At 50.3% G+C, this 21,723-nt stretch carries 21 protein-coding genes; 12 read left to right on the top strand and 9 right to left on the bottom strand.

The window, feature by feature from the left end; all coding sequences use genetic code 11:
- Positions 1-75: 75 nt before the first annotated feature.
- Positions 76-384, bottom strand: coding sequence for a hypothetical protein (locus AB1611_20600; GenBank protein ID MEW6381983.1), 309 nt, complete (start codon positions 382-384; stop codon positions 76-78).
- On the bottom strand, positions 381-557 hold the full coding sequence (locus AB1611_20605) for a helix-turn-helix domain-containing protein (protein ID MEW6381984.1): 177 nt from the start codon (positions 555-557) through the stop codon (positions 381-383). Before AB1611_20605 ends, AB1611_20600 begins: the two co-directional genes overlap by 4 nt.
- Before the next feature lie 199 nt (positions 558-756).
- Here AB1611_20605 and AB1611_20610 point away from each other — a divergent pair, with 199 nt between their 5' ends.
- Positions 757-984: a hypothetical protein gene (locus tag AB1611_20610; GenBank protein MEW6381985.1), complete on the top strand. Its 228-nt coding sequence runs from the start codon at positions 757-759 to the stop codon at positions 982-984.
- A gap of 32 nt (positions 985-1,016) precedes the next feature.
- Here AB1611_20610 and AB1611_20615 read toward each other — a convergent pair whose 3' ends face one another.
- The 3 genes from AB1611_20615 to AB1611_20625 all read right to left on the bottom strand — a co-directional run bounded on the left by AB1611_20615 (position 1,017) and on the right by AB1611_20625 (position 2,999).
- A complete protein-coding gene (locus AB1611_20615; GenBank protein ID MEW6381986.1) occupies positions 1,017-1,310 on the bottom strand; it encodes a hypothetical protein in 294 nt (97 codons plus the stop codon).
- A 145-nt stretch (positions 1,311-1,455) separates the two neighbouring features.
- Positions 1,456-2,184, bottom strand: coding sequence for a hypothetical protein (locus tag AB1611_20620; GenBank protein MEW6381987.1), 729 nt, complete (start codon positions 2,182-2,184; stop codon positions 1,456-1,458).
- Positions 2,181-2,999, bottom strand: coding sequence for a hypothetical protein (locus tag AB1611_20625; GenBank protein ID MEW6381988.1), 819 nt, complete (start codon positions 2,997-2,999; stop codon positions 2,181-2,183). The genes AB1611_20620 and AB1611_20625 overlap by 4 nt, the downstream gene beginning before the upstream one ends.
- Before the next feature lie 301 nt (positions 3,000-3,300).
- On the opposite strand from AB1611_20625, the gene AB1611_20630 reads away from it, so the two are divergent.
- Positions 3,301-3,642 carry a P-II family nitrogen regulator gene (locus AB1611_20630; GenBank protein ID MEW6381989.1) on the top strand — a complete coding sequence of 114 codons (342 nt, stop codon included), beginning with the start codon at positions 3,301-3,303 and terminating at the stop codon, positions 3,640-3,642.
- Between the two features lie 46 nt (positions 3,643-3,688).
- Positions 3,689-4,870 carry an HD domain-containing protein gene (locus tag AB1611_20635; GenBank protein MEW6381990.1) on the top strand — a complete coding sequence of 394 codons (1,182 nt, stop codon included), beginning with the start codon at positions 3,689-3,691 and terminating at the stop codon, positions 4,868-4,870.
- Positions 4,871-5,009: 139 nt separating this feature from the next.
- On the opposite strand, the gene AB1611_20640 is transcribed toward AB1611_20635, so the two are convergent.
- Positions 5,010-5,327 carry an isoamylase early set domain-containing protein gene (locus tag AB1611_20640; GenBank protein ID MEW6381991.1) on the bottom strand — a complete coding sequence of 106 codons (318 nt, stop codon included), beginning with the start codon at positions 5,325-5,327 and terminating at the stop codon, positions 5,010-5,012.
- 264 nt (positions 5,328-5,591) lie between these two features.
- Between AB1611_20640 and AB1611_20645 the strand changes: the two genes are divergently transcribed.
- The 5 genes from AB1611_20645 (at position 5,592) to AB1611_20665 (ending at position 13,439) form a co-directional block, all read left to right on the top strand.
- Positions 5,592-9,659 (top strand): translocation/assembly module TamB domain-containing protein, encoded by a 4,068-nt coding sequence (locus AB1611_20645; GenBank protein ID MEW6381992.1) that lies wholly within the window; start codon positions 5,592-5,594, stop codon positions 9,657-9,659.
- Between the two features lie 115 nt (positions 9,660-9,774).
- On the top strand, positions 9,775-12,576 hold the full coding sequence (bamA, locus tag AB1611_20650; protein MEW6381993.1) for an outer membrane protein assembly factor BamA: 2,802 nt from the start codon (positions 9,775-9,777) through the stop codon (positions 12,574-12,576).
- 22 nt (positions 12,577-12,598) lie between these two features.
- Positions 12,599-12,829, top strand: coding sequence for a hypothetical protein (locus AB1611_20655; protein MEW6381994.1), 231 nt, complete (start codon positions 12,599-12,601; stop codon positions 12,827-12,829).
- Between the two features lie 23 nt (positions 12,830-12,852).
- The gene (locus AB1611_20660; GenBank protein ID MEW6381995.1) at positions 12,853-13,041 is read left to right on the top strand and encodes a helix-turn-helix domain-containing protein; all 189 of its coding nucleotides are present in this window, start codon (positions 12,853-12,855) and stop codon (positions 13,039-13,041) included.
- Positions 13,038-13,439: a hypothetical protein gene (locus AB1611_20665; protein MEW6381996.1), complete on the top strand. Its 402-nt coding sequence runs from the start codon at positions 13,038-13,040 to the stop codon at positions 13,437-13,439. Before AB1611_20660 ends, AB1611_20665 begins: the two co-directional genes overlap by 4 nt.
- Positions 13,440-13,573: 134 nt before the next feature.
- On the opposite strand, the gene mnmA is transcribed toward AB1611_20665, so the two are convergent.
- A complete protein-coding gene (mnmA, locus tag AB1611_20670) occupies positions 13,574-14,716 on the bottom strand; it encodes a tRNA 2-thiouridine(34) synthase MnmA (protein MEW6381997.1) in 1,143 nt (380 codons plus the stop codon).
- A gap of 26 nt (positions 14,717-14,742) precedes the next feature.
- Positions 14,743-15,465 carry a UPF0280 family protein gene (locus AB1611_20675; protein ID MEW6381998.1) on the bottom strand — a complete coding sequence of 241 codons (723 nt, stop codon included), beginning with the start codon at positions 15,463-15,465 and terminating at the stop codon, positions 14,743-14,745.
- 236 nt (positions 15,466-15,701) lie between these two features.
- Here AB1611_20675 and AB1611_20680 point away from each other — a divergent pair, with 236 nt between their 5' ends.
- The 3 genes from AB1611_20680 to AB1611_20690 all read left to right on the top strand — a co-directional run bounded on the left by AB1611_20680 (position 15,702) and on the right by AB1611_20690 (position 19,904).
- Positions 15,702-16,718, top strand: coding sequence for a hypothetical protein (locus AB1611_20680; GenBank protein MEW6381999.1), 1,017 nt, complete (start codon positions 15,702-15,704; stop codon positions 16,716-16,718).
- Between the two features lie 241 nt (positions 16,719-16,959).
- Complete coding sequence (locus AB1611_20685; GenBank protein ID MEW6382000.1) at positions 16,960-18,510, top strand: cytochrome c3 family protein; 1,551 nt, start codon at positions 16,960-16,962, stop codon at positions 18,508-18,510.
- A 17-nt stretch (positions 18,511-18,527) separates the two neighbouring features.
- Positions 18,528-19,904: a hypothetical protein gene (locus AB1611_20690; protein ID MEW6382001.1), complete on the top strand. Its 1,377-nt coding sequence runs from the start codon at positions 18,528-18,530 to the stop codon at positions 19,902-19,904.
- A gap of 109 nt (positions 19,905-20,013) precedes the next feature.
- Here AB1611_20690 and AB1611_20695 read toward each other — a convergent pair whose 3' ends face one another.
- Positions 20,014-20,565, bottom strand: a complete 552-nt coding sequence (locus tag AB1611_20695) for a hypothetical protein (protein MEW6382002.1) — start codon at positions 20,563-20,565, stop codon at positions 20,014-20,016.
- A gap of 350 nt (positions 20,566-20,915) precedes the next feature.
- Here AB1611_20695 and AB1611_20700 point away from each other — a divergent pair, with 350 nt between their 5' ends.
- Positions 20,916-21,518 (top strand): hypothetical protein, encoded by a 603-nt coding sequence (locus AB1611_20700; GenBank protein MEW6382003.1) that lies wholly within the window; start codon positions 20,916-20,918, stop codon positions 21,516-21,518.
- The last annotated feature ends 205 nt before the right edge of the window (positions 21,519-21,723 follow it).

Raw genomic sequence — 21,723 nt, forward strand, 5'->3', positions numbered from 1 at the left:
GATAAGCCCTGTGGTTTGCAGCATAAAAACAAAGATCAATATCCATTTCCAGTCATCCATGCAATCACCTATGACTTACTTCCAAAGCGTAAGTATGGTAACAATTACCCCTGTGTAGGCGATCAAAAGACCGGCAAACCATTTGACAAGGCTTGATTTTGCTTTTTCCACTTCCAGCCTGACCGATTCTATTTCTCTACGGGTTAATTCTATCTCTTTGGTCAGTTTAAGCTCTACTTCACGCAGGTCTCCTTTTGTTGTCAGTTCTTTATTTTTAGTATCAACCAGTTCCTCAATATCTTTCACAATGATTTGCGCTTCTTCTTTGCTGTAAGTCTTTGAGAAGATATTGAATAACTCCATTACCTGTGTACTGGTGCTCATCTTGCAGCCGCCTTTAGATTCTCAGTGTTTACTCTTAAATCCTCTTCCAGTTCAGCCTTTTTGAAGCGGTATGCATTACCCACTTTAAAGGCCCTGATTCGTCCTTCATGAATCATTTTAAGTAATGTTCCCTTGGTTATCCTAAAAATCTGGATAACTTCTTGAGTGGTCATATATTCTGTTTCCATTTCTTTCCTTTCTAAAATGTTATATTATTATCTCTTCTAAATCATATCGATTTCAACCGAAATCGTCAAGCAAAAAATCTGGTAGCCCATATATAATCACCCAAGATATAAATGTTGAGGGAAGAGAAGGTGAGGCAACTTTTACTCTATTACTATCATGAGGAAAAATGAACCGTAACCTTGGATGGCGCGACCTCTGATGACCCTGATGATGGCATCACATCCTATGGCAACGGTATCTGGCGGGGCGAAAAGCCCCGCCCTTCTCGCTCTTCGTGACATCTTTCCGACAGGCTCCTCGGCCAGGCAGGTTTATCAAATTCCCGATAGGCGGGGTTTTCTAACCCCGCCTATTAAAGGGTGGCAGGGGCTGGAGACCCTGTGCACCTGCCTCTTGATTTCTCCAGGGTAGGCCAGTTATCATAAGCCTCACCCTGGGCTCAGTCACTCCCCCACCCGGATAAATTCTCCCATGTCTTTGAAGGAAAAATTGACAAAGATACGGCTTCCATCAAAATCAAGGACCCGCATATCTCCATCCGGATTCATGTTTTCCACTACCAGGTTAAAATGATTTCCGTACAATTCCCGGCATTTTTCCACCGAGACTTCAGACAGGATGTACTTTTTCATCCCTTTAGCATGCAGCCTGGCGGTTATATTTTCATCCAGAAGGTTGTTGTAGGTAGTGATAATGAGGATTGGACCTGTACCGGTAAAAATGATAGCTGCCTTCATAGGGGTAATCACTCCTCTCCTTAAGTTAAGCCTGAAAAACAACTTAAACTCAGGGGTACTTATATACCCTTTCCATTTATAATTATAGCATATCCGGGGTAAGAAGGCGGGACCAAGATTTAGGGAAAAATTACCAATGGCTGCGCTATTCCAGGAGGAGGTCGTGCAGCTCCTCATCGGAGATGTTCGAGATGTCAAATCCAATCTCCTGGCGGAACCTGGCTGTATCAAAGGCTGGCTTCCCGGATTTTCCGGCTGGGGTTTTATCAGGCGGATAGAGCGGTGATCTGTCAGGCTGGCTGGTCTGGAGACTGTCGTCAGACGGACATTTCCGGGGGCTGTTGTCTGACTGGCTGGTCCGTAACCATTTTTCCAACTGGTTTCTGAGGGATGGGATTTCGGGGAGGGAAGTATCATCAGGAAGAGCGGCTATTTTTTCCAAAAAGACTTTTATGCTCTCCCCATCCTGGAAACAGGTATACTTCAGGAGGGTAATATGATACTCTTTCAGGTTTAAGAGCACCTTCCGGATGATGTCAGAGTAAGCGGGAGAGATAAAATAAATTGATGGAGGAAGGGCAATATCGATTACACCGGAATACAGTTTTTGGAGTATGGGCCGGTTTTCCCGATACCAGCACAGGCACTTGAACGGGCGAAGGAAATCGGTCTCCAGACTGGAGGTAGTAATGAAAAAGAGTATCCCTCGCTTGTTTCTGTCGGCGGCAATCAGGTCGATGCAGCCATACTCCTCGTTTCCGAGGGATGTATCGACAATAGTTGCTCCGCTTTGAATTTCATCAACCGCTTCGGTGATGATCTCAATGAGTGTCTGCGGATCGGAAATTTGCAGGGACCTGAGTAAACGGCTCATGGTATTCCCAGAAGATTTTCACTCAGCTCGGAGAGGGCCTGACTGGAAACCGAGGATGATCCCAAAAGAACCAGAGGGCTTCTCGATTTTATCGAGCTCCGGGCTTCCTGGTCAAAGGGGATTTCCGGCATGAGGATCTGCGGATCAATGGGGAGATACTTCGAAATTACCCTTTCCAGGTTATCGGCTGTCCGCCGCGACAGACCGGCTTTCTCATCCGGTCGGGAGACAGCGCCGATAAGGCATTTTGTGCGGAAAGAGAGGGATTTTTTGATCCAGGAATAGGTCCTCAGCAGGGAATCAGGCCGGGAATCGAGAAAGAAGATCGCCCGGTGAAAGTCCGTGAAGGGATCGGTCCGGGGCAAATCGTCAGGACCGTTTGGCAGGTTGATCAGGATAATGTCCGATTCTCCTACTCTCTGATCAGCGAAAATCCGCCTGATAATCTGCCGCGGGCCTGCCTGCTCTCCAGGTATGGCCAGAGTAACAATGGTAACTCGTGAAAACCCGAAGAGCTTGACACTTTCAATTGTGAGATCCGGGCGATAAATCTTCTCCTGGCGGGGGAAGTCATTGTTCAGATCAACCAGATTGCCCATGAGATACCGTACATTGGACTGCTCCAGGCAAAAATCGATTACTGACACACTCCGATTGCGCCGGGCGATTTCCAGCGATAGATTGCAGACGAGATATGATCCGGCTTCCGCTGACAGACAGCAGAAAACCGGAAGAAGCCAAAAGGATTTCGAAGGGGAACCTGAACCCTGGTCTGCTTCGGCAGCAGAAAAAAATGAGGGTAAAATATTCTCCATTCCTGCCTCTTTTTCAGCTTATTAAGATCATTATATGGGAAAAGTTCTATGAATAAACGTGAGATATAATAACATAACTATAATTTTTGGTCAAAGGTTATTTATACTGTTTACCGAATAGATACATTTTCCCGTTCAATCTCTTTGTTCTTTTTCGGTAATTGACAAATGAAGTGGGATCATTTACAATAAAAATGTGTCGATATATTAATGCCTTACCCAATATCCTGACTTTTATGTATCAGCCGCAAAGGAGAAGGAATAACAGTAAGTACATTCTGTGCGGAAGGGGAACCCGTAGATGCATCTTTTAGTTCTCGTATTAAATAAAGAGGAGCTTTTGGATGAAGTGCTGGAAGCCTTTGTCGAGGCCGGCATCACCGGTGCCACGATCGTTGACAGCGTGGGCATGGGCCGGACCCTGGCTTACCGGATTCCGCTTTTTGCCGGATTGCGAAAATCGATCAAGACATCCGACTACAATAAAATGATTTTTTCGGTAATTCATAATGACGAGATCCTGAAGGATGCAGTAAACATCCTTGATAAAATTATCGATTTTGACAAGCCCGGAACCGGCCTGTTATTTGTGGTTCCCATCACTTTAGTTAAGGGAATCCGCTTTGAGGAATTATCCTGGTAGAGTCTCGGAAGAGACAAGGCTGATAGAAAAGATGGGTGAATCGCAATTGTCCTTACTTGCTCAGGAGATTATTCGAAATAATCAGCAAAGGGAGGAGAAAACCCTTTCTCCTTATGCCTGTAAAAGCCACTCAGGAAGCCGACAGGAGCCGGAACGGGAAAAAATTGCCGATCACCTGAATATCAGGCCGATATTCTTTCACGACACCGACAAGATCATCCATTCGCTGGCATACTCACGGTACATTGATAAGGCCCAGGTTTTCTTTCTGTTTGAAAATGACCATATCACCCATCGGGTTCTTCACGTGCAGTTTGTTTCCAAAATCGCCCGGGTCATCGGACGATGCCTCAGGCTGAACGAGGATCTGATCGAAGCGATTGCTCTCGGTCATGATATCGGACATGCACCCTATGGCCATGATGGAGAAGCCTACCTCGATCAACTGTGCATCCGGCATGGGATCGGCCACTTTTTTCATAACCTTCAAAGTGTCCGGCTGCTGCGGGAGATCGAAAACCGGGGTCATGGCCTCAATATTTCTCTTCAGGTTCTTGACGGCATCATGTCCCATAACGGAGAGATGGAGAATCAGGTTCTGCTGCCGGATTACCGGAAAACCTGGACATCCTTCCTGGAAGATTATCAGCGGGGATACCATGAGGAGGCTTATGGCAGGAAATTTCGTCCCATGACCCTGGAAGGCATGGCAGTCCGTATTTCCGACATCATCGCCTACATCGGGCGGGATATCGAGGATGCCATTACCGTGAAGCTCATCAGAAGAGAAGACCTCCCGGCCCGGGTCGTCAAGGTTCTGGGCGACCGGAACGATACGATCATCAATGCCCTGGTTCTCGACCTGATTGAAAACAGCTTCGATAAGGATTATCTCTGCCTGAGCCCTCAGATATTTGAAGCCCTCAGGGAATTAAAGGAATTCAACTACCGGGCCATCTATCTCAATCCCCGGATAAAGGCCCAGAATACCAAGATTAAAAGAATGTTCGAGCTGCTGTTCGAGCGGTATCTCAATGACCTGAAGGAAGGGCAGAAAAACTCCCCGATCTACAGGTTTTTTCTCGATAACCTGGATCAGGTTTATTTCTGCAATACTTCTCCTGAGAGAATGGTGGTCGATTTTATCAGCGGTATGACCGATGATTTTTTTAATCGCCAGTTCCGGGAATCTTTCTTGCCCGCCTCCTTTGGCCTGGAAATAGGGTAAAAAAGCAGGAGTCAGGAGCCAGAAGGCAGAAGGCAGAATAAAGCCAGCAGGCAGAAGTCAGGAGAGAAGTTATCACGTATCAGTTTTCTGTTTTTTACTGATCACTGACCACTCTCTCCTGGTCTTCTCAATTTTCATCCTAACTATTACTTACGACCTCCAGAATGCAGTTTTCAGTACCAAACTGATTCGGTTCGAATTTCGTGCATTGAGGGTCATTCCGCCATTCACCATCCACGAGATAGCGATATTGGTATCTGCCCGGTTCCAGATCCAGTCTCGCTTTCCAATTACCATCCTTGTCTTTCTTCATGCTCTGGGTGTAGTCCCAATTATTGAAATCACCCACCAAAGAAACATTGTGGGCTTCCGGTGAGTGAAAGGTAAAATATACCCTCTTTCTTTTTGGACGGTTATCTGCGGTTTTTGTTGTTGATGACGACTTGTTCGTTGCCATTGGTCCTCCCTTGAAAGACAACAGGTTGAGAGTTTTTCAATGAATTCCGAAAAAATGTTTAGCAAATTTAACCAGTAAAGTCAAGAGAGAAAATGATTATCTTTGAATATTGAGCGCCCATCTCCTGACCATCTGTACCCTCCCAGCTTATGCGGGCACTTACGTAATTGACTATCTCATTGAACTTGGCTATTATTAATTATTTTAACCGCGACGATCCAACGCCCAAATTCACAAAATCGAGGGATTATTTCTCTACCAATCATGACCAGGCTGAAAAAAGTCATTGTTATCTCTGCGACCCTTATTCTCTTTATTATTATCGGTAGTCTCCCTCTGGGTATTCGGTTTGGTACAAATTGCCTGGAAAAAAAATTACTGTCTGCAATTAATGCCAGAATTTTAGAAAATCTTTCCGGACAGGTCAAATGGGAAAAGGTCAGGCTCGATCTCCTTCGGAACATGCTTGTTTTTGAAGGGGTATCGTTTTTCCCCAATAAACAGGCACAGCCAGTATCCTTATCGGTAAAAAAAATCCAGGCCCGCTACAGCTTCAAGAATATTTTCAACACCGGCAGGCTCCTGTTCTCACGGGTAAAAATTGAAGGCCTGCAGGGATCATGGATCGCACCGGATGCTTTCGATAAGAAGTATCCTTATGACAAGATTCCCCTGGAAGGTGAGCTTGTGCTGGGCACTCTCATGAAGGCAAATGCTTATGTGAGAAAGGTCCGGATAGTGGACAGCCATTTTCAGATGGATTTTCCGAAAGCAGGCAGGGAGGTAATTTTCCGGCAGATCGAGCTTTCCGCAGAGTTCCCCCCCAAGGGTCCGATCGCACTGCAGGTTCATGTTCCCGGCATAAGAATCACCGGGCAAAAGCGGGATGAATGCTTCACCCTGCCCCGAGCCAGTGTGCATCTTGGGAAAGATGCTCTGAGCCTCGATTCCTTCACCCTGGCTGCGGAGAAAGGAGAGGAAAACATCTCCCTGGAGGGTGAATTGTCGTACTCCGGTGGCCAAACTCCTGGTCTTGCCGTATTTTATCAGGGGCAGATCAACGGCAAGAGGATCCAGTCTTTATGGCCCAGTCTTCCCTTCAGCAGCTCTCCCCTCATTGTCAAGGGAAAGATCGAAGGACCTCTTGAAAGCCCCCTGCTCAAGGGAACGCTCCATGTGGCCAGGCTTACTCCTGAAATCCGGGGGAAGTCATCGGGCAGGACAGCGGGGCAGGCATTTCCTGCGATCGATAACCTGGAATCCCGCTACCTGATCGAGAAGGGGAAAATCACTCTGAGCCGGGTTTCCTTCTCCACTCTGTCAGGCACAGTTTCGGGGCAGGCTGAATTTTTTCTCCCCAAACGCACATTTTCTCTGGCCGCTTCTCTCGATGACCTGAAACTGGATCGCCTGGTGCCGACATCCCGTGGCCGCACATTTCCCCTTGATATCATCCGCCGCAAATTCCCTGATGTCAAAGGGAAGGTTTCCTTCCAGGGAGCACTGCTTCAGAGCTGCCGGTTGTCTGGATCAGGGGAATTCGACCTGCGGTTCAGTGACCGGAGGGCTCAGGGCAGCCCGCTTTTCTGGCAAACGAAATTTTCCCTTGCAGGGGAAAAAAGCCTCCATTTCACCAGCTCCAGCCTGAAGCTGGCTGGAAATGCTCTGGATTTTCATGGGGATTTTAATCTTTCGGCACGCGAAAACTTGAAAAATCTTCGTTTCGATCTTCACCTCAATAATGTCGCTTATCTGTCCACGCTCTGGCCGCTCATGGAAAATACGGGAGGGGAATTATCTTTTTCAGGAGATATGGCCGGTGCTTTTTCAGACCCCCGGATTTGCGGTTCACTGGTCTGGAAGGATGCGGTCTTTAAGAGATACTCCGCCCAGACGGTTGAGGGCATGATCACCTACGATAAAAAATCCGTCATTCTCTCTCACCTTAACCTGCTGCAAAATCAGACCCGTGTTTCCATCGATGGAAAAATTTCCACCCGGAACGGGCAGGGGACCCTGCACGCCGAAGCTGATCCGATCTACTATGACGATCTTGAAAAAATCCTGAGCCTGCATGCCCCGGTCCTGATCAAGGGAAGAATGGCCTGCACCTCGGATTTCCAGATTCTGCCCCACACCCCCAGGCTGTTTTTCGGACAGGGAGAGGTGACAACCGGAGAATGGTCCATTGCCGATAAACGGCATCCATTCCTCAAGCAGCAATTTGATACCGTAACCAGCAGGTTCGATGTGGATGCGCACACCTTTCACCTTGATCAGACGGTTGGCTGGAAGGGCCGGCAAAAGGTCATGGCCGAATTGATCATTCCCGTCCATCATAACGTCCCGGCTTCCTTTTTCCGGTTTACCTCGCAAGACTGGAACCTTTCCTGTCTGACTCCGATCCGGGAGCACAAGATACCCCTGGAAGGACGATCATCTTTCCAGGTCCAGGGGAGCGGAGCGATCGGCTCCGGGGACTGGAACTGGGAGCTCACGGTCCGCCAGCCCCAGTATGAAGGTTTCAGTCTGGACCAGATGATGGCCGCGATCCATATGCAGGGGAACGAGTATCAGGGAGAGGTGAGGGCAGGGGAGAATACCTTTTCGGTCCGGGGAAATCTGAACCAGGGAATTTCCTACCAGCTCGATGGCCGGATCCCTCAGTTGAAGGTCGAGCAGGACCTGGCTAACCTGTATGGCATGATTCAACGGAAAGCACTCTATCAGGACCCCAAAAACAATCATCTCCTGGCCGGGGGGGGGAAAATCTTTGTCGGGCTCTCCGGCAAGGTCAGGGCCTCCGGCTGCCTGCGCGATTTCGAGCAGAGTGAGGGAGAGTTTTTAGCCACGCAGGCAGCCATCCAGACGCCGCTGCATAACTTCACCGCCAGCCAGCCTTTTACTATCGCTTACCGGCAGGGACGGATTTTCATTTCTGACAGCTCCTTTGTCGGAGAAGGCGTTGAAGCCAGGATCCGTGGTGAAGCTGATCAGCATAAACAATTGAATATTTCCTTCTCCGGCGCTGTCCCCATGACCTATCTGGAGCAAAAGTGCAAATTGCTTTCCGGCTCTACCGGAAACCTGCAATTCGATTTTTCCCTGAAAGGCCGGATGGACGCACCCCGGCTTTCGGGCAGGCTGAAGGCCGTTGATTGCTCGTTCGATCTGCCCCTGCTCAACCGGCGGATCGAGGATATCCAGGGAGACCTGCTGATCGGCGAGCAGACGATAACCATTCCCGGTCTTACCGGCACGTGCCATGAAGGCCGGGTTTCTCTGGATGGAAAGCTTGACTGGCAGGGCCTTGCCATTACCTCGGTCGATCTCAATCTCAGGGGAGAGGATATTCTCCTGGCTTCTCCGTCGCGGTACAAATTCCTCCTGAAGGGAGATCTGCACTGGCAGGGCGGCAAAGAGTACTCCGACCTGAGTGGAGTGGTCGAGGTCCAGGAGGGAAGATATCACCGGGATGTCGGATTTTTGCAGGCCCTCCTGACCAAACGGCGAAGGATCGACATCGATGAGAAAAGCCTGAGCAGCTTCCAGACATCAGGCCTTGAATGGCTCAACAATATGTCGTACGATATCAGGGTCAGCATACCCCAGAACGTATGGGTAAAAAGCTCGTTCTTTACTGCGGAAATTGCCAGATCGGACTTCGCCGTCAAAGGAAATAATCCCAATCCCTATCCGGAAGGCCAGATCCGGACCATGAACGGGGCTATCCTCCTGGGAGGGAACAAGTTTCAGATCGTTTCCGGGCTTCTGGAACTGACCGACCCGCAGCAGCACAGTCCCACGCTGGACATTCTGGCCGTGGCAGACATCGATGCCTACCAGATTTCAGCCAACATTTTCGGCCCGATCGACGATCCCCAGATCCGCCTGTCCTCTTCGCCCTACCTTTCCCAGACGGATATCCTGAACATGATTGCCCTGGGCATCAGCTCCGACGGCGGTGGGGGAGGGGAGTCAGGCGAGCAGGTAACCGTGGGGGGGACCCCGGTGCTTTCCGATATCTTCGGAAATCGGGTGACCAGCTTTTCCGGTATTGACCTTTTCCGGGCCAAACTCCTGAACCGCGATCTTTTCCGGCTGGACCTCTTCAAGTTTAAGGTAGGAGAGGAAAGCGGGGAGGTTGAAAAGATTACCGTGGGACGGGATATCACCAAGCGGCTGCAATTGAAATACTCCATCCCGGCCAATGTGGAAGAGCGGGAAATTGCCGAGGCCGGTTATAAACTGTCCGATTATGTCAAGCTGATCGGCTCCCAGGATGATCTGGGCACCTATTCACTTGATCTGAACCTGAGCTTCGAATTTTAGGATGAATAATTTGAACCACGAAACACACGAAAAGCACAAAAAAATACTTTCGTGTATTTCGTGTGTTTCGTGGTTAATATTCTTTTTTCAGCCCAGAAAGAAGCCAGGATTTGAAATGTCAAAAGTCTGGTGTAGCTTTTTAGCCGTCGTTATTCTTACATCTCTCCTGCTGATCCTGCCCTCAGCTTCCTGGTCAGCGGAAGATGAAGCCGTATTTTCCAACCGGGCGGTAACCGACCTTCGAATCGAGGTCAATGATCCGGCTATCAAGCCTCAAATCCAATATCTTCTTGACGTGCAGGTCGGCGACATGTTCAGCCAGAAAAAAATCGATCAGGGTATCAGCCGGATCAGGATGCTGAACATATTTTCTTCTGTCCAGGTAGAAAAAGAAGCGGATACTTCCGGCGTCAGGCTGAAGGTAATCGTTCAGAAACAGCCCATCATCGAAGACATCAATATTTCCGGTAACTATCCCCTGTTCAAGAACGAAGTCAATAAAGTCATCAGCGCCCGGATAGGCGACTGCTTCAATCCTGCAAACCTTCAGCAGAGTGCCCGTGATATTGAACAGCTCTACCGCTCTGAAGGGTATTATCAGGCCAGGGTATCGATCCGGTCGAAGGAATCCAGCTTACGGCAGAAGGTCAAAGTCACCTTCCGGATCGAGAAGGGATGGCGAACCAAAGTCCAGGAAGTGGAATTTGAGGAAAATGGAAAGCCAATCAAAGATGTCTTTGCCTTTCAGAGCATTCTGGGCATGTATGCGGGAAATATCCTGCGGGAGGTCAAACTCAAAAAGAATATCCGGCAGATGGAGAGTATTCTGGTTAACCAGGGATTCCTGAAAGCGAAGGTCAGCTATCGGGTGGTTCCCCGCTCGGCGGAAAATGCACTTTTAAAGATCATCATCGACCGCGGCAGGAAGGTTCAGGTAAGCTTTCAGGGAAATCACGCCATAAAGGATGCACAGCTTCGCAGTAAAATCACGCTCTATGAAAACCGCTCCTTTGCCGAATTCGATCTTCAGGAAAGTATCGAGGATATCAAAGGGCTCTATCTGGAGAAGGGTTTTTTATTTATCGATGCTTCGTATGAAAAAAAGATTGCCGATAATGGGGAAGTCCGGATTACTTTCCATATTCAGGAGGGAGAGAGGGTCTTTCTGGACCGGATTACCTTCAGCGGCAACCAGGGCATTTCCAGCAAGAAACTGCGCGGGCAGATGCTGATCCTCCAGAAGATAACCCCGTTTCAGCGAAACGCTTTTAACCGGCTGGTCTATGAGGAGGACCTGAAAGCCATAAAGGCCCTGTATGCCTTTGAGGGGTATCCCTGGGCTGAGGTCAGTGACGGGGAAACTACCTTGAGCCCTGACCGAAGGCGTATTTCCAAAACGGTTTCCATCCGGGAGGGTCCCCGGGTGGTGGTGGAGCGGGTTTCTTTTCAGGGAAATCGCCTCTTTCAGGATTCGGTGCTGGAAGCAAACCTGACCTTGCGGCCGGGAACCTTTTTTACAGAAAAAAAGTGGCAGGAAGATAGGAAAAGACTGGCTATTTTCTATACCAACAACGGCTATGTTTTTGTCAAAATAACCCCCAGGGTCGATTTCCATAAGGAGAAGGGTTCAGTGGAAATCACCTATACGATCGACGAGGGGTCGGAGGCGTTTTTCGGCAAATCCATTATCCGGGGGAATGTCAGGACACGGTATCCCGTCATTCGGGAATCCCTCGATTTTTCGGAAGGAGAAGCCTTCAGCTATCAGAAGGTTGTCGAAAGCAATAAAAATCTCAGTGATCTTGGCATCTTCCGGGCTGTCAGGGTAAAGCCGATCGGTCTTGAAAAACAGGAGCGGAAAACTGACATTCTGGTGGAAGTGGAAGAGATGAATACCGGCCGGGCCAACCTCGGAGTTGGCTTCAATTCGAGCCAGGGATACCGGGGGTACCTGGAGCTTCGGGAAGACAACGTGGCCGGAACCTCGCTGGGTACCACCCTGAGACTCGAATATTCGGGCATCGGCAAGCAGTACAATCTTTCTGACGGCGTCCAGTATGCCCGGAAAGTTACCCTGGGTCTCCATGATCCCCTGCTGCTGCCCAGGCAGAAAGTGGATGGCAATCTCGACCTGTTCGATAATTACGATGAGAAAACCGGCTATGACCTTCGCCAGAACGGTCTGAAAATCCGTCTGGGAAGATCGCTTAACAAAACCACAAAAATTTCCCTCACCTACCGCCTTGAGAGTGCCAGGCTGCATAACGTGGATGCTGCCCTGGATGATACCGATATCCCTGAGTCTGACCGGGAGCTGACCATCAGCAGCCTCAAGCCGGCACTCTCGTTCGATACCCGTGACAGTTTCTTTGATCCCCGGCGGGGAATCTATGCTCAGGTCGGATTTGAATTTGCCGGAGGATTTCTATCGGGAGAAAGCAATTTCTCGAAGCTGACAATCTCGACTGCCGAATTTTTCTCTCTCTCCCGCAGGCTGGTACTTGCTCTTGAAACAAGCGGCGGTAACGCCTGGGTACCCCTTCACGATAAACTTCCCATTCAAGAGCGGTTTTATGCCGGAGGACTGAACAGTGTCCGGGGATACCTCGAGGATTCCCTTGGTCCGCGGACTGAGGATGAGGATGTTCCTACCGGCGGGCGGGTATCTCTGGTCAATACCCTGGAGCTGAGATATGACCTCTACCGGCAACTGGACAGCCTCATTTTCTGTGATGCCGGTAATGTCTGGGACAGCCCGAAAGAACTGGACCTGGCTACGATGCGGGCCAGTGCAGGCCTTGGGCTTCGGCTGGTTACCCCGGTCGGTCCGATCCGGCTGGACCACGCCTGGATTCTGGATCGGAGGGAGGGAGAGCCAATCGGCAAATTTTATATCAGCGTCGGACATTTGTTTTAGGAGCAGGAGCCAGGAGACAGAAGTGAGGAGTCAGGAGGTAATGGTAACTGTCAAATGGGCAAGGTCTTCTCTTTTGGCTGGACGTTTCGAGATTTCCCACCAGGTTGAGAACGATTTACTTTCCCACCAGAGGCCGGAAATAAAGGGGCTTTTAAGGATAAGAAAACCTGACAGGATAATGATGTGTCATAGTGAAATTTCGTTTGATTACCATAATATTTTTAGGTATACTAAGGATACTGATAGATATTGACGATATTATCTTAAGGAGAAGATATGGAAAATAAAGAATTTATGACCACAAAGCAGGTAGCGGAATTTCTAACCCTGAGCATCCCATACATCAAGAAGCTGCTCAGGTTAAAAGCTATCCCGGCTTACAAAATTGGTAAGCGGTGGGTATTTGAGAAGAACGAAATTTTAAACTGGGTTGAATCTCAAAAACAAAAGGTAGCCACACGATGAGCATCGAGGTAATGGAATTATTCGATATCTTTTCAGGAACCTTCGGCAAGGAAAAGGCTCAGTTAGTAGTGAAGGATATTGAAGCGCTGATAAGTGACCATAAACGGGAATTGGCAGCGAAAGATGATGTCCGGGAAGTTAGAGATGATGTCCGGGAAGTTAGAGATGATGTCCGGGAAGTTAGAAGTGATATCCAGAAAGTTGATACTAGACTATCTGAAACCGAGCTTAAACTGACCAAAGAAATAGAATCGGTCAAACTGGAAATAGAGAAAGTCAGATCGGAGATAGAGCAGGCAAAAACCAGCACAGTTAAATGGGTTGTCGGTTGGGTTGCCGGTCTTTTGATTGCCTATACAGGAGCAATTTTCACCTTGCTTATGTTATTTAAGAAATAGTCGATCCCGGAAGCTGTTAGCGGCAGCATTCCAGAACCTAGCTGTCATTGGTCCGAACCTATGGGACCATACCCTCATCCCCTGTCAGGGTAAAAAAGACCTCTGTACGTATAAGCAGCAACAAAGTTTTATAATCATAACAGCACGCGGTCAATCACCCCGCCGCCCAGGACCTTATCTCCCTGGTAGAAAACCACAGACTGCCCTCTGGCGATTGATTTTTCCGGCTCCTGGAAGCGGACCAATACCGCATCATCGTCCTGATTTTCCAGGGGTACGATGATTACCGGACGGGGCCTGTGCCGGTAGCGGATCTGTGCCCAGGCTGCCAGGGGGTCTCCGGGTGCATCGGTCAGCATCCAGTTCATCCGGGTAGCTATCAGCTCATGGCGGTACGTCTCGGTTTCAGCGCCGACGATAACGGCATTTCGTTCCGGGTCGATGGAAAGGACATATAACGGTGATGGGTTATAGAGGCCAAGCCCCCGGCGCTGGCCGATCGTGTAGGAGTAAATCCCCTTATGGCTGCCGAGCACTTCTCCCTGCCGGTTCAGAATCGGCCCGCTGCCCCTGTCCTGATACTCTTTCCGGCTCCTTAAAAATCCGGTATAATCACCCTGCGGGAGGAAGCAGATTTCCTGGCTTTCCGGCTTATCATGCACCGGCAGATCAAACTCTCTGGCCATGATTCGGATATCTTCCTTAGTATATGAACCCAGGGGAAACAGAATATGCCGAAGCTGTGCCTGCGTCAGGGTATAGAGGAAATAGGACTGGTCCTTGCGCTCATCCCTGGCCCGCTGCAAATAGAATCTTTTTGATTCCGGGTCTTGAGCCAGGGATACATAATGGCCGGTGGCCAGAAAATCAAACCCCATCGCGCGGGCTGTGTCAAGGAGAGCGCCGAATTTTATCCCCCGATTGCAGGGAATGCAGGGGTTTGGCGTCCTGCCAGCCAGATATTCCCGGCAGAAATACTCGACTACCTCCTTCTGGAATTCCTGCCGGACATCGATAGCATAAAAAGGAATGTCCAGCTTCCGGCAGACTCTTTGAGCATCCTCGGCTCCCTGGTGAGTTTCCCGGCTGGTGAGAGCAGGTCGAGATTCACCGCTGCCGGAAGAAGAAAATTTCGGCAGCATGAGGTGAGCTCCTGCTACCTCATGGCCCTGCCTGACCAGCAGGCAGGCGGCTGTCGAGGAATCCACCCCGCCGCTCATGGCTACCAGCACCCGTGAATTTTTCACCGGATTAATTCCGGCTCCTGCGTACATCATACACCTCGCTGCAAAATAATGATTGATTAACTCCGCCTTATATTTACCTTTCCCCAGAATCCTGCCCGGTCATCCTTGATAATGACTGCACCTTCCACTCCCTCGATCATTTGAGCAGCGGCCAGGGCCTGATCGATGTCTTCCGTGGTCTTGACCATGTTGCCGATCGCGGTGGCAGCGGCATCGGCCAGGGCGGCAGATGGGGAAATGATCACTACGGCGTCCGCCTGGCCAAAGCTCAGGGAGTGCCCGACGGTCCCGGAAGAGGTGCATATGCCCAGGGGGGACCATTCAGGCTCGATTTCCAGGGAAATTTTATTACTGAAGGGAGATTTCCCGGCAAATATTCTCACCCGGCGTTGTATGGAGCTGCACAGAAATATATCTCCGCCATTCTCAACAATGACCTGCTGACAATGATTAAGGAGTTCCCGGCCGACATGTTCCGCTACGGCACCGGCTACTGCCGCCATCGGCCCGACTCCGGCCTTCCGGCTGGCCAGGATCATGGAGGAGACAATCCCTGTGGCATTGCTGTCATCGGGCAGAGGCTCCAGGCTGGTCAGAAAGACAGGGTTTTGGCCGATGTACTGCTCCAGCACAGCCCGGCAGCTCAGCGTCGCTTTTCGCGCCTGCTCCTGCAAATTTTTCTCTGCCAGAATAAACAAATCCGTCTCCCTGACGACAACCGGGAAAGAAGTCAGGTCGTCAGACTGGCACCCGTGGCGGTATATTCTTGGTTCATACATATCAATGCATTATACCAGCTATGACCGTAAAAGGGTACACAAAAATTATGATGGGATATGATGGAATGCCTGAAATCCGGCAGTCTCGAAAATGCTTGCTATATTCTTATAACATGGTATTATGAGAGCCTTGAATTATCACCGAGGTTATCAGTGGGATTATCACTGAACAGGTACAGGGACAAAACCCGGGAACATATGACGGGGCAAAATCAGAGGTCAAAAGGTCATAACCCATGAAAAATGAATCGCAATCCTTATCTATTGGCATTTTCGCAGATCTTATCGGTTTACAGGATCTTCCCAGCCGCGGGCAGTTGCTGGGACGCCTGCGGATGCTGATGGACAAGATCAACACCACATTTCGCGACACCATCAAAGTTGATTTCATGATCATCACCGATACGGAATTCAAGGCCGCAGTTGACCGGAGTTTCCCCATGCAGGACTTTCTGGCTCTCTACGAAGAGGAATTCGGAAAAGATGTGGGAACCCACATCGGGATCGGGCTCGGAGCACTGGGGTCTCCCCAGGAAAAGGAGCCCGGCGGATGCTTCTATGCTGCCAGGGGGGCCATGACTCAGGCCAGAAAGACTGGACAGTATATAGTTTTTCAGGGATTCGAAGTGAATGAGGCCATTAATGCCCTGTTCTACTTTATCCATGAGATGAATGAGGCGATGACCGAGCGCCAGCGTAAAATCATTGATGTTTATCGCAAGAGCGGTGATATCGTCTCCGTAGCCAGTGAATTGTACCTTCCCAAACAGGCTGTGTTCGATTCGATCAAAGCCGCCAAGTACGATGTCTATAGCGCTGCCTGGCGCGGATTGCAGGAGCTTTTAAAGCTTGATATCCAGCTTCCCGCACCAGCAGGCGATCGACAGCGGCAGCAACAGCCTTATCAGCAACAGCAGCAATCTGCATACCGTGGCAAGGGTTATCAACGGGAATCAGCCCGCGGTCGCCGTGACCGTGAAGCTGGCCGCGGTCGCCGTGACCATGAAGGCGACCGTGAAGCCGCTGGCCGCACGTATCGGGGCCGTGAAGGCGATCGTACCTCTCGTGACCACGAAGCGGGCCGGGGCCATGAACAGGGCCGCAGCCATAAGTCAGCCTCCGGCTATCGATCGGCCCGTGGTGAAAGTCATCGACCGGGAAGGCCGGGGCCCAAAAGCCCGCGATCGAACAAACCCCGGCCAAACAAACCGGGCGGACAGAAAAAGGCCAGGCATCCACGAAACCCTCAATAATATAAAGCCAGAGGGCATTCAAACTTGTTATGCCTGTTTCTATTTTACTGCTTGATGTACTTCATTCGTATGGACATGAGGGTGTCCATCTTTCCACCTGGTAGCTTCCATGCCATCAAGTGTTCTCCACAAGCGTGAGGATTCAGCTTGCGCCTGCTTTGATCGTCCCCCCTTCAATCCATCCGAGAACCAGGTCTTTATCAGCCGATTTAGTTAATAAAAGGAGCTTTGCACCTACGTCATGATCATGCCCCGGCCCTGGGTTATCGCAGTGAGTTTACTTGTGCTCTTCCTCTCCATCAAATCCGGCACCTGGACAGCAGTATCCAGCTCCATCGACCGGGCAGCGGCATCCGTCCGAATGGCATACAATCCCGGCGACAGCACGCCATCATTCTCCCCTGGCGACCGCATAGCCCCATCCATCCTCGCACCATCCCCCTCAACAACCGCCCCCACCCCCCCCTCCGCCCGCGCACCATCCAGCCGCAGGCGTGAAGTCCCTGTCCATCAGAAAGCTGGCTTTCGCCTCAACGAGAGCCATACGAAAGTCGGCTGTACTGCCTGTCATCCCAAACGGCAGCGCACGGGGGGGAAGGAAAACGCGGGGAAGAAGAAGGAGAATTGCGGATTCTGCCACGGTTTTCAGCATGATCTCCCGGCAGGATTGACCTGCACGATGTGTCACTCCCTGGAGTCTTTTTCCCGGATTAATGATTATCGGCATCTTCTCAATGACTTCTGGCGGGTCGGGGTGCATAGGACGCTCTCCTGCCGTGAGTGTCATCCTGACCTGCGATTCAAGGGGACACCGCGAGAGTGCGTTTATTGCCACGTGGAGAGAAGGCAGGATGCTCCTCCTCCTCACGGGCTGAAGCTGGGCAATGATTGCCAGCAGTGCCATTCTCCGTATGGCTGGCAGCCGGTAAAGTTCCAGCACCCAGGATTTATCCTGGGGCCGGCCCATCGAAGCCTGAACTGTCTGGATTGCCATCCGGGCTATGAGTTTACCAATGTCCAGCCCTATTGCTATAGCTGCCATAAACGGGAGTTTCACGGCCTGGCCGGGTTTGATCATGCCGCAGCCGGGCTGCCCTACGATTGCCGCAAGTGCCATAGTCTGTACGCTTTCACCGCCCCGGTCTCCTACCGCGACCACCAGTCCGGGCTCATCACCCAGGGAAGACACAAGAGCGCAGCCTGTCTGGATTGCCATCGGCAGCGGGTCTTTTACGGGCTCAGCGGAGAGTGCCGGAACTGTCATCAAAAGGACTATAACGCTGCAAAAAACCCGAACCATGCATCCAGCGGCTTTCCCCTTGACTGTACGCTATGTCACGAGTCCACCGATTTTTCCTGGGAAAGCGGCTGGAAAGACCACCTGTGGTGGCCGCTCCAGGGTATGCACGCACTCCAGAGCTGCATCGATTGCCACCGGGACGGTGTTTATGCAGGAAAGAGCCCGCTCTGTGTGAGCTGCCATCAATCCGACTATGCGGGAGCAAAAGAGCCGGACCACCAGGCAATCGGATTGCCGACCAGTTGTGATCAGTGTCACCGGGACAGTCATACCTCCTGGAATCAGGCCACCTTCAATCATCCCTTGCCCCTGACCGCTCAGCATGCCGGTATCGGCTGCACGGAATGTCACAAGGAGCCGGGCAATTTCGCCGCTTTTGTCTGCACGGATTGCCATCTGCGTCAGAACACAAGTCCCCTTCACCGGGGGGTGAGCGGATATAGCTATGACAGTCAATCCTGCTATTATTGCCACCCTCAAGGGCAGAGCTGAAAAAGGGAAGGGGTGATATGGGGAAGAGAATAATTACCCTGTCCGGCTTCCTGATCCTCATAACCCTTGCGGGAGCTTTGCGGACACTGTGCCTGGCTGCTGAAGTTGAAGCGCAAGCGCCAGCCCAAGCCCATTCTCAAGCTCAAACTCACGGAGAGAAGATTAAATTTCGCGGCCAGATGCGGGCGGATTTTTCCCAATATTCGTATGAAGGGGCAGGGGATGGCAGGTGGCAGGCGGGTACGCGGTTCATGCTGAAGTCGGTTCGGCTTCCGGTCGAAGGGCTGGGGATGGAGACAGACTTTCGGTATCGGTATTACAACAGCGAGTGGAAGCGCAGCCTGAAGGCCCTGTATGAAATGGCGGTTTTTCACCGTCCGTCCGCTGAGGGCATCTATTGGAAAGGAGGGCGGTTCAACCTCTATGATCTTTCCGGCATCGGTGAGCTGGATGGTGTGGCCGCAGGGTGGAGCTTTTCCCGGAATTTTCTTGGCGGCCTGTACCGGGGATCGGAGCCGGACCTGACTGAAATCAAGACAGACACTGATTACCGGAAGACCGGCTTATTCCTCAATTACCACCAGCCGGGCGGGTTTCAGGCCATTGGTTCCTGGAATCAGATCACCTATGCCGGGCTGCGTGAGCGGACGTTTCTCTATGACCAGCTCTTTGTGCCGCTCTGGAAAAGGATCTACTGCTACCAGCATGCGGAGTACGAGCTTGGACCGCAGACAGAAGACCAGTTGAGCCGGTTTTTTTTCAACGGCCGCTTTGATCTGAACCGATCCATCTCCATGACCGGCTCGTATTACCAGGGGAAAGGGTATGATTATCACCGGATGCTCCTTGAGAAAACCAAGGCCGGGCTAACACCCGCCACCGAAGATCTTGAGCCGTATTACTGGTATCAGGACCTTGGCTTTCGGCTCAGCGGAAAACCAACGCAGGGACAGCGGATCAGCGGCCATATCTCAGTGGCCCAAAGGGAGAGGGGAGGGGACATTTTACCGCGCTGCGGGGTCAGCTATTTTATCGATGGGCTGCCGGGAGGGCTGCTCGGAGAAAGGGTAGGGGGGGGAGTGAACTTCAGCCGGTGCATTGAGGCTCAAACCATCGGAAGCCGCCGGGGAGCGCAAACCCGCAGGGACATGCTCTCCCTTGAAATGAATAGTGAGCTGAAGGACTGGCTCACCGTAAGCCTTGGCTATACCAATTATACCTTTCAACTGGTGGAGGAAGGGACCGAGATTATTTCTCCTCCTGATTCCAGCGAATATGAGCTTGGCTTTTCTGCCCGGGTCAGCCGGAAATTCCTGATATACGGCTCTACCCGCTATAGGGTGGATAACTATAATTCCTGGCAGAATTACCTGTCACTGATATACCGGCTGTAGCATCCATCACCCCGACCCTCCATAACAACTCGAAGGGGAGGGCGGGTTTTTAGCAAAAACAGGACCCGCCCGCCCCCTGCCCGGCAGATTATTCAGGAAGCACTAAAAACTATAGGTTTTTCAAATAGATAACATAAATCAGCCTGTCTCCGCCTTCTACCTGAGTGGCGGCAATCCGCAAACTGTAGTTGTATGGCCAGAGAGTTGAAAAACGGGAACGCTCCGGCTTTTCCGGCTCCTCCGGCATCCGGAAATAGAGGAGTCCGTGCTTTGTTTCTCCAGGATTAATAACCATACTCTTCAGCTCCACTGCATTCAGGTACTCATCGATATATTTCTCAGGCCATGCCTCCGAGGCCAGGAGGGGATAGATAATCTGGTCAGCCTTGAGTAAGAGCACCTCGCTGCTTTGGATCTGATATGTCTTGCTGCTTCTGTTTGAAATAATTACCTCAAGGACTAAAATGTTCCTTTCCGTAAAGTCTAATCCAAAGGCTTGACAGGATTTATCCTTATCGAAATAATCATCCACCGCGATAATGAGCCCCTTTTTATTTTGTCCCTGGGGGTAGAGGTCAGCTCCACGGGAAGGAAGAGGTGGAATTCTGAACTGCCGGTGTGCACATCCGGCAGCAGTGAAAATCCCAATCAGGAAAAACATTTTCAGGAATAAGTATATTTTTTTCATGACTAATTACCTCAATATATAAAGTTGCGCTTTATACCTCATTTCTATTTTGGCATATTAACTTTGGTAAAACAACATGTTTCCATTTCAGGCCGATTTTTTAAGATTAAAAAACACGGTTTATCCTTCGGATTTATCGGCCTTATAAAGGTTTCATTTCAACTGCTTCTTTAAAGTTTACATAATATCCCTTATCAGACGTTAAAGCAGGAGGAATCCAGGGAGATCATAAGGGAGATCATAACGGGATGAAAAGCTTTTCCGTCTGATTTTATTGGCACGGATCATTAACTACCGGTCACTGAAAAAAGGAGGAGATGTGTATGTCGGGAAAAATAGGAAAAGTATGCTTTGTTTTTTCTTTTGTCGCATTTTTTCTCTGTCTGGTATGTTCTCCCATCACTCATGCAGTTCCGCTAACCGCTACCACTGCCACAGCCTTCACCACCATCAGTCCTGGTGATACCTGGGTGGCTTTGCCACCCTATAATACCCTGTGGCCGTTGTGGTCGCCCCCGCTGTCACCAGTCAGCTCACTTACCGGACTTCCCACACCGATAGTCACCAGCCTTACGCCGGCTACGGTTTTACCGGTTCAGCCCGGATTAACATGGGACCCGGCACTGGGATATCCCTGGTTGCTCTATAATACTCCGTCAGGAATGGCCTATTATGATCCTCTGGCCGGAGTTAATCTCTGGCCCCCGAAAATTTTAGTCAACACTATTACCGGAATTCCCATAACTCTCACCTTACCAATTGGTTATGCTACCTTACCGCCAACTTCCTCGCTCTGGCTCTTTTCCACCGTGCCTGCCGCCAACCAGAGCTATATTGCATCCTATTACCAGTTTGTTCCAGCGGGCACGGTTGCAGCCCCACCTGCTTTGACCTCATTGCTCACTGCACTCCAATTATTACTATGATTTATTTTGACAATACTGAAAAAAATCAGGGTCATTGCCGACCCTGATTTTTTTTATTTCCTAACCGCTGAGAATGTCGTATAGTCATAGCACTTATGTCGCTTTTTTTACCATAATTGCATGATCATATTGCTATTATCGCCAGGATTTGTTATCATATCGAAATAACGGTAATGAAATCCTTTCATATTCACAGGGTTCAATA

The sequence above is a fragment of the bacterium genome (assembly GCA_040755755.1).
Classification (GTDB): domain Bacteria; phylum SZUA-182; class SZUA-182; order DTGQ01; family DTGQ01; genus DTGQ01.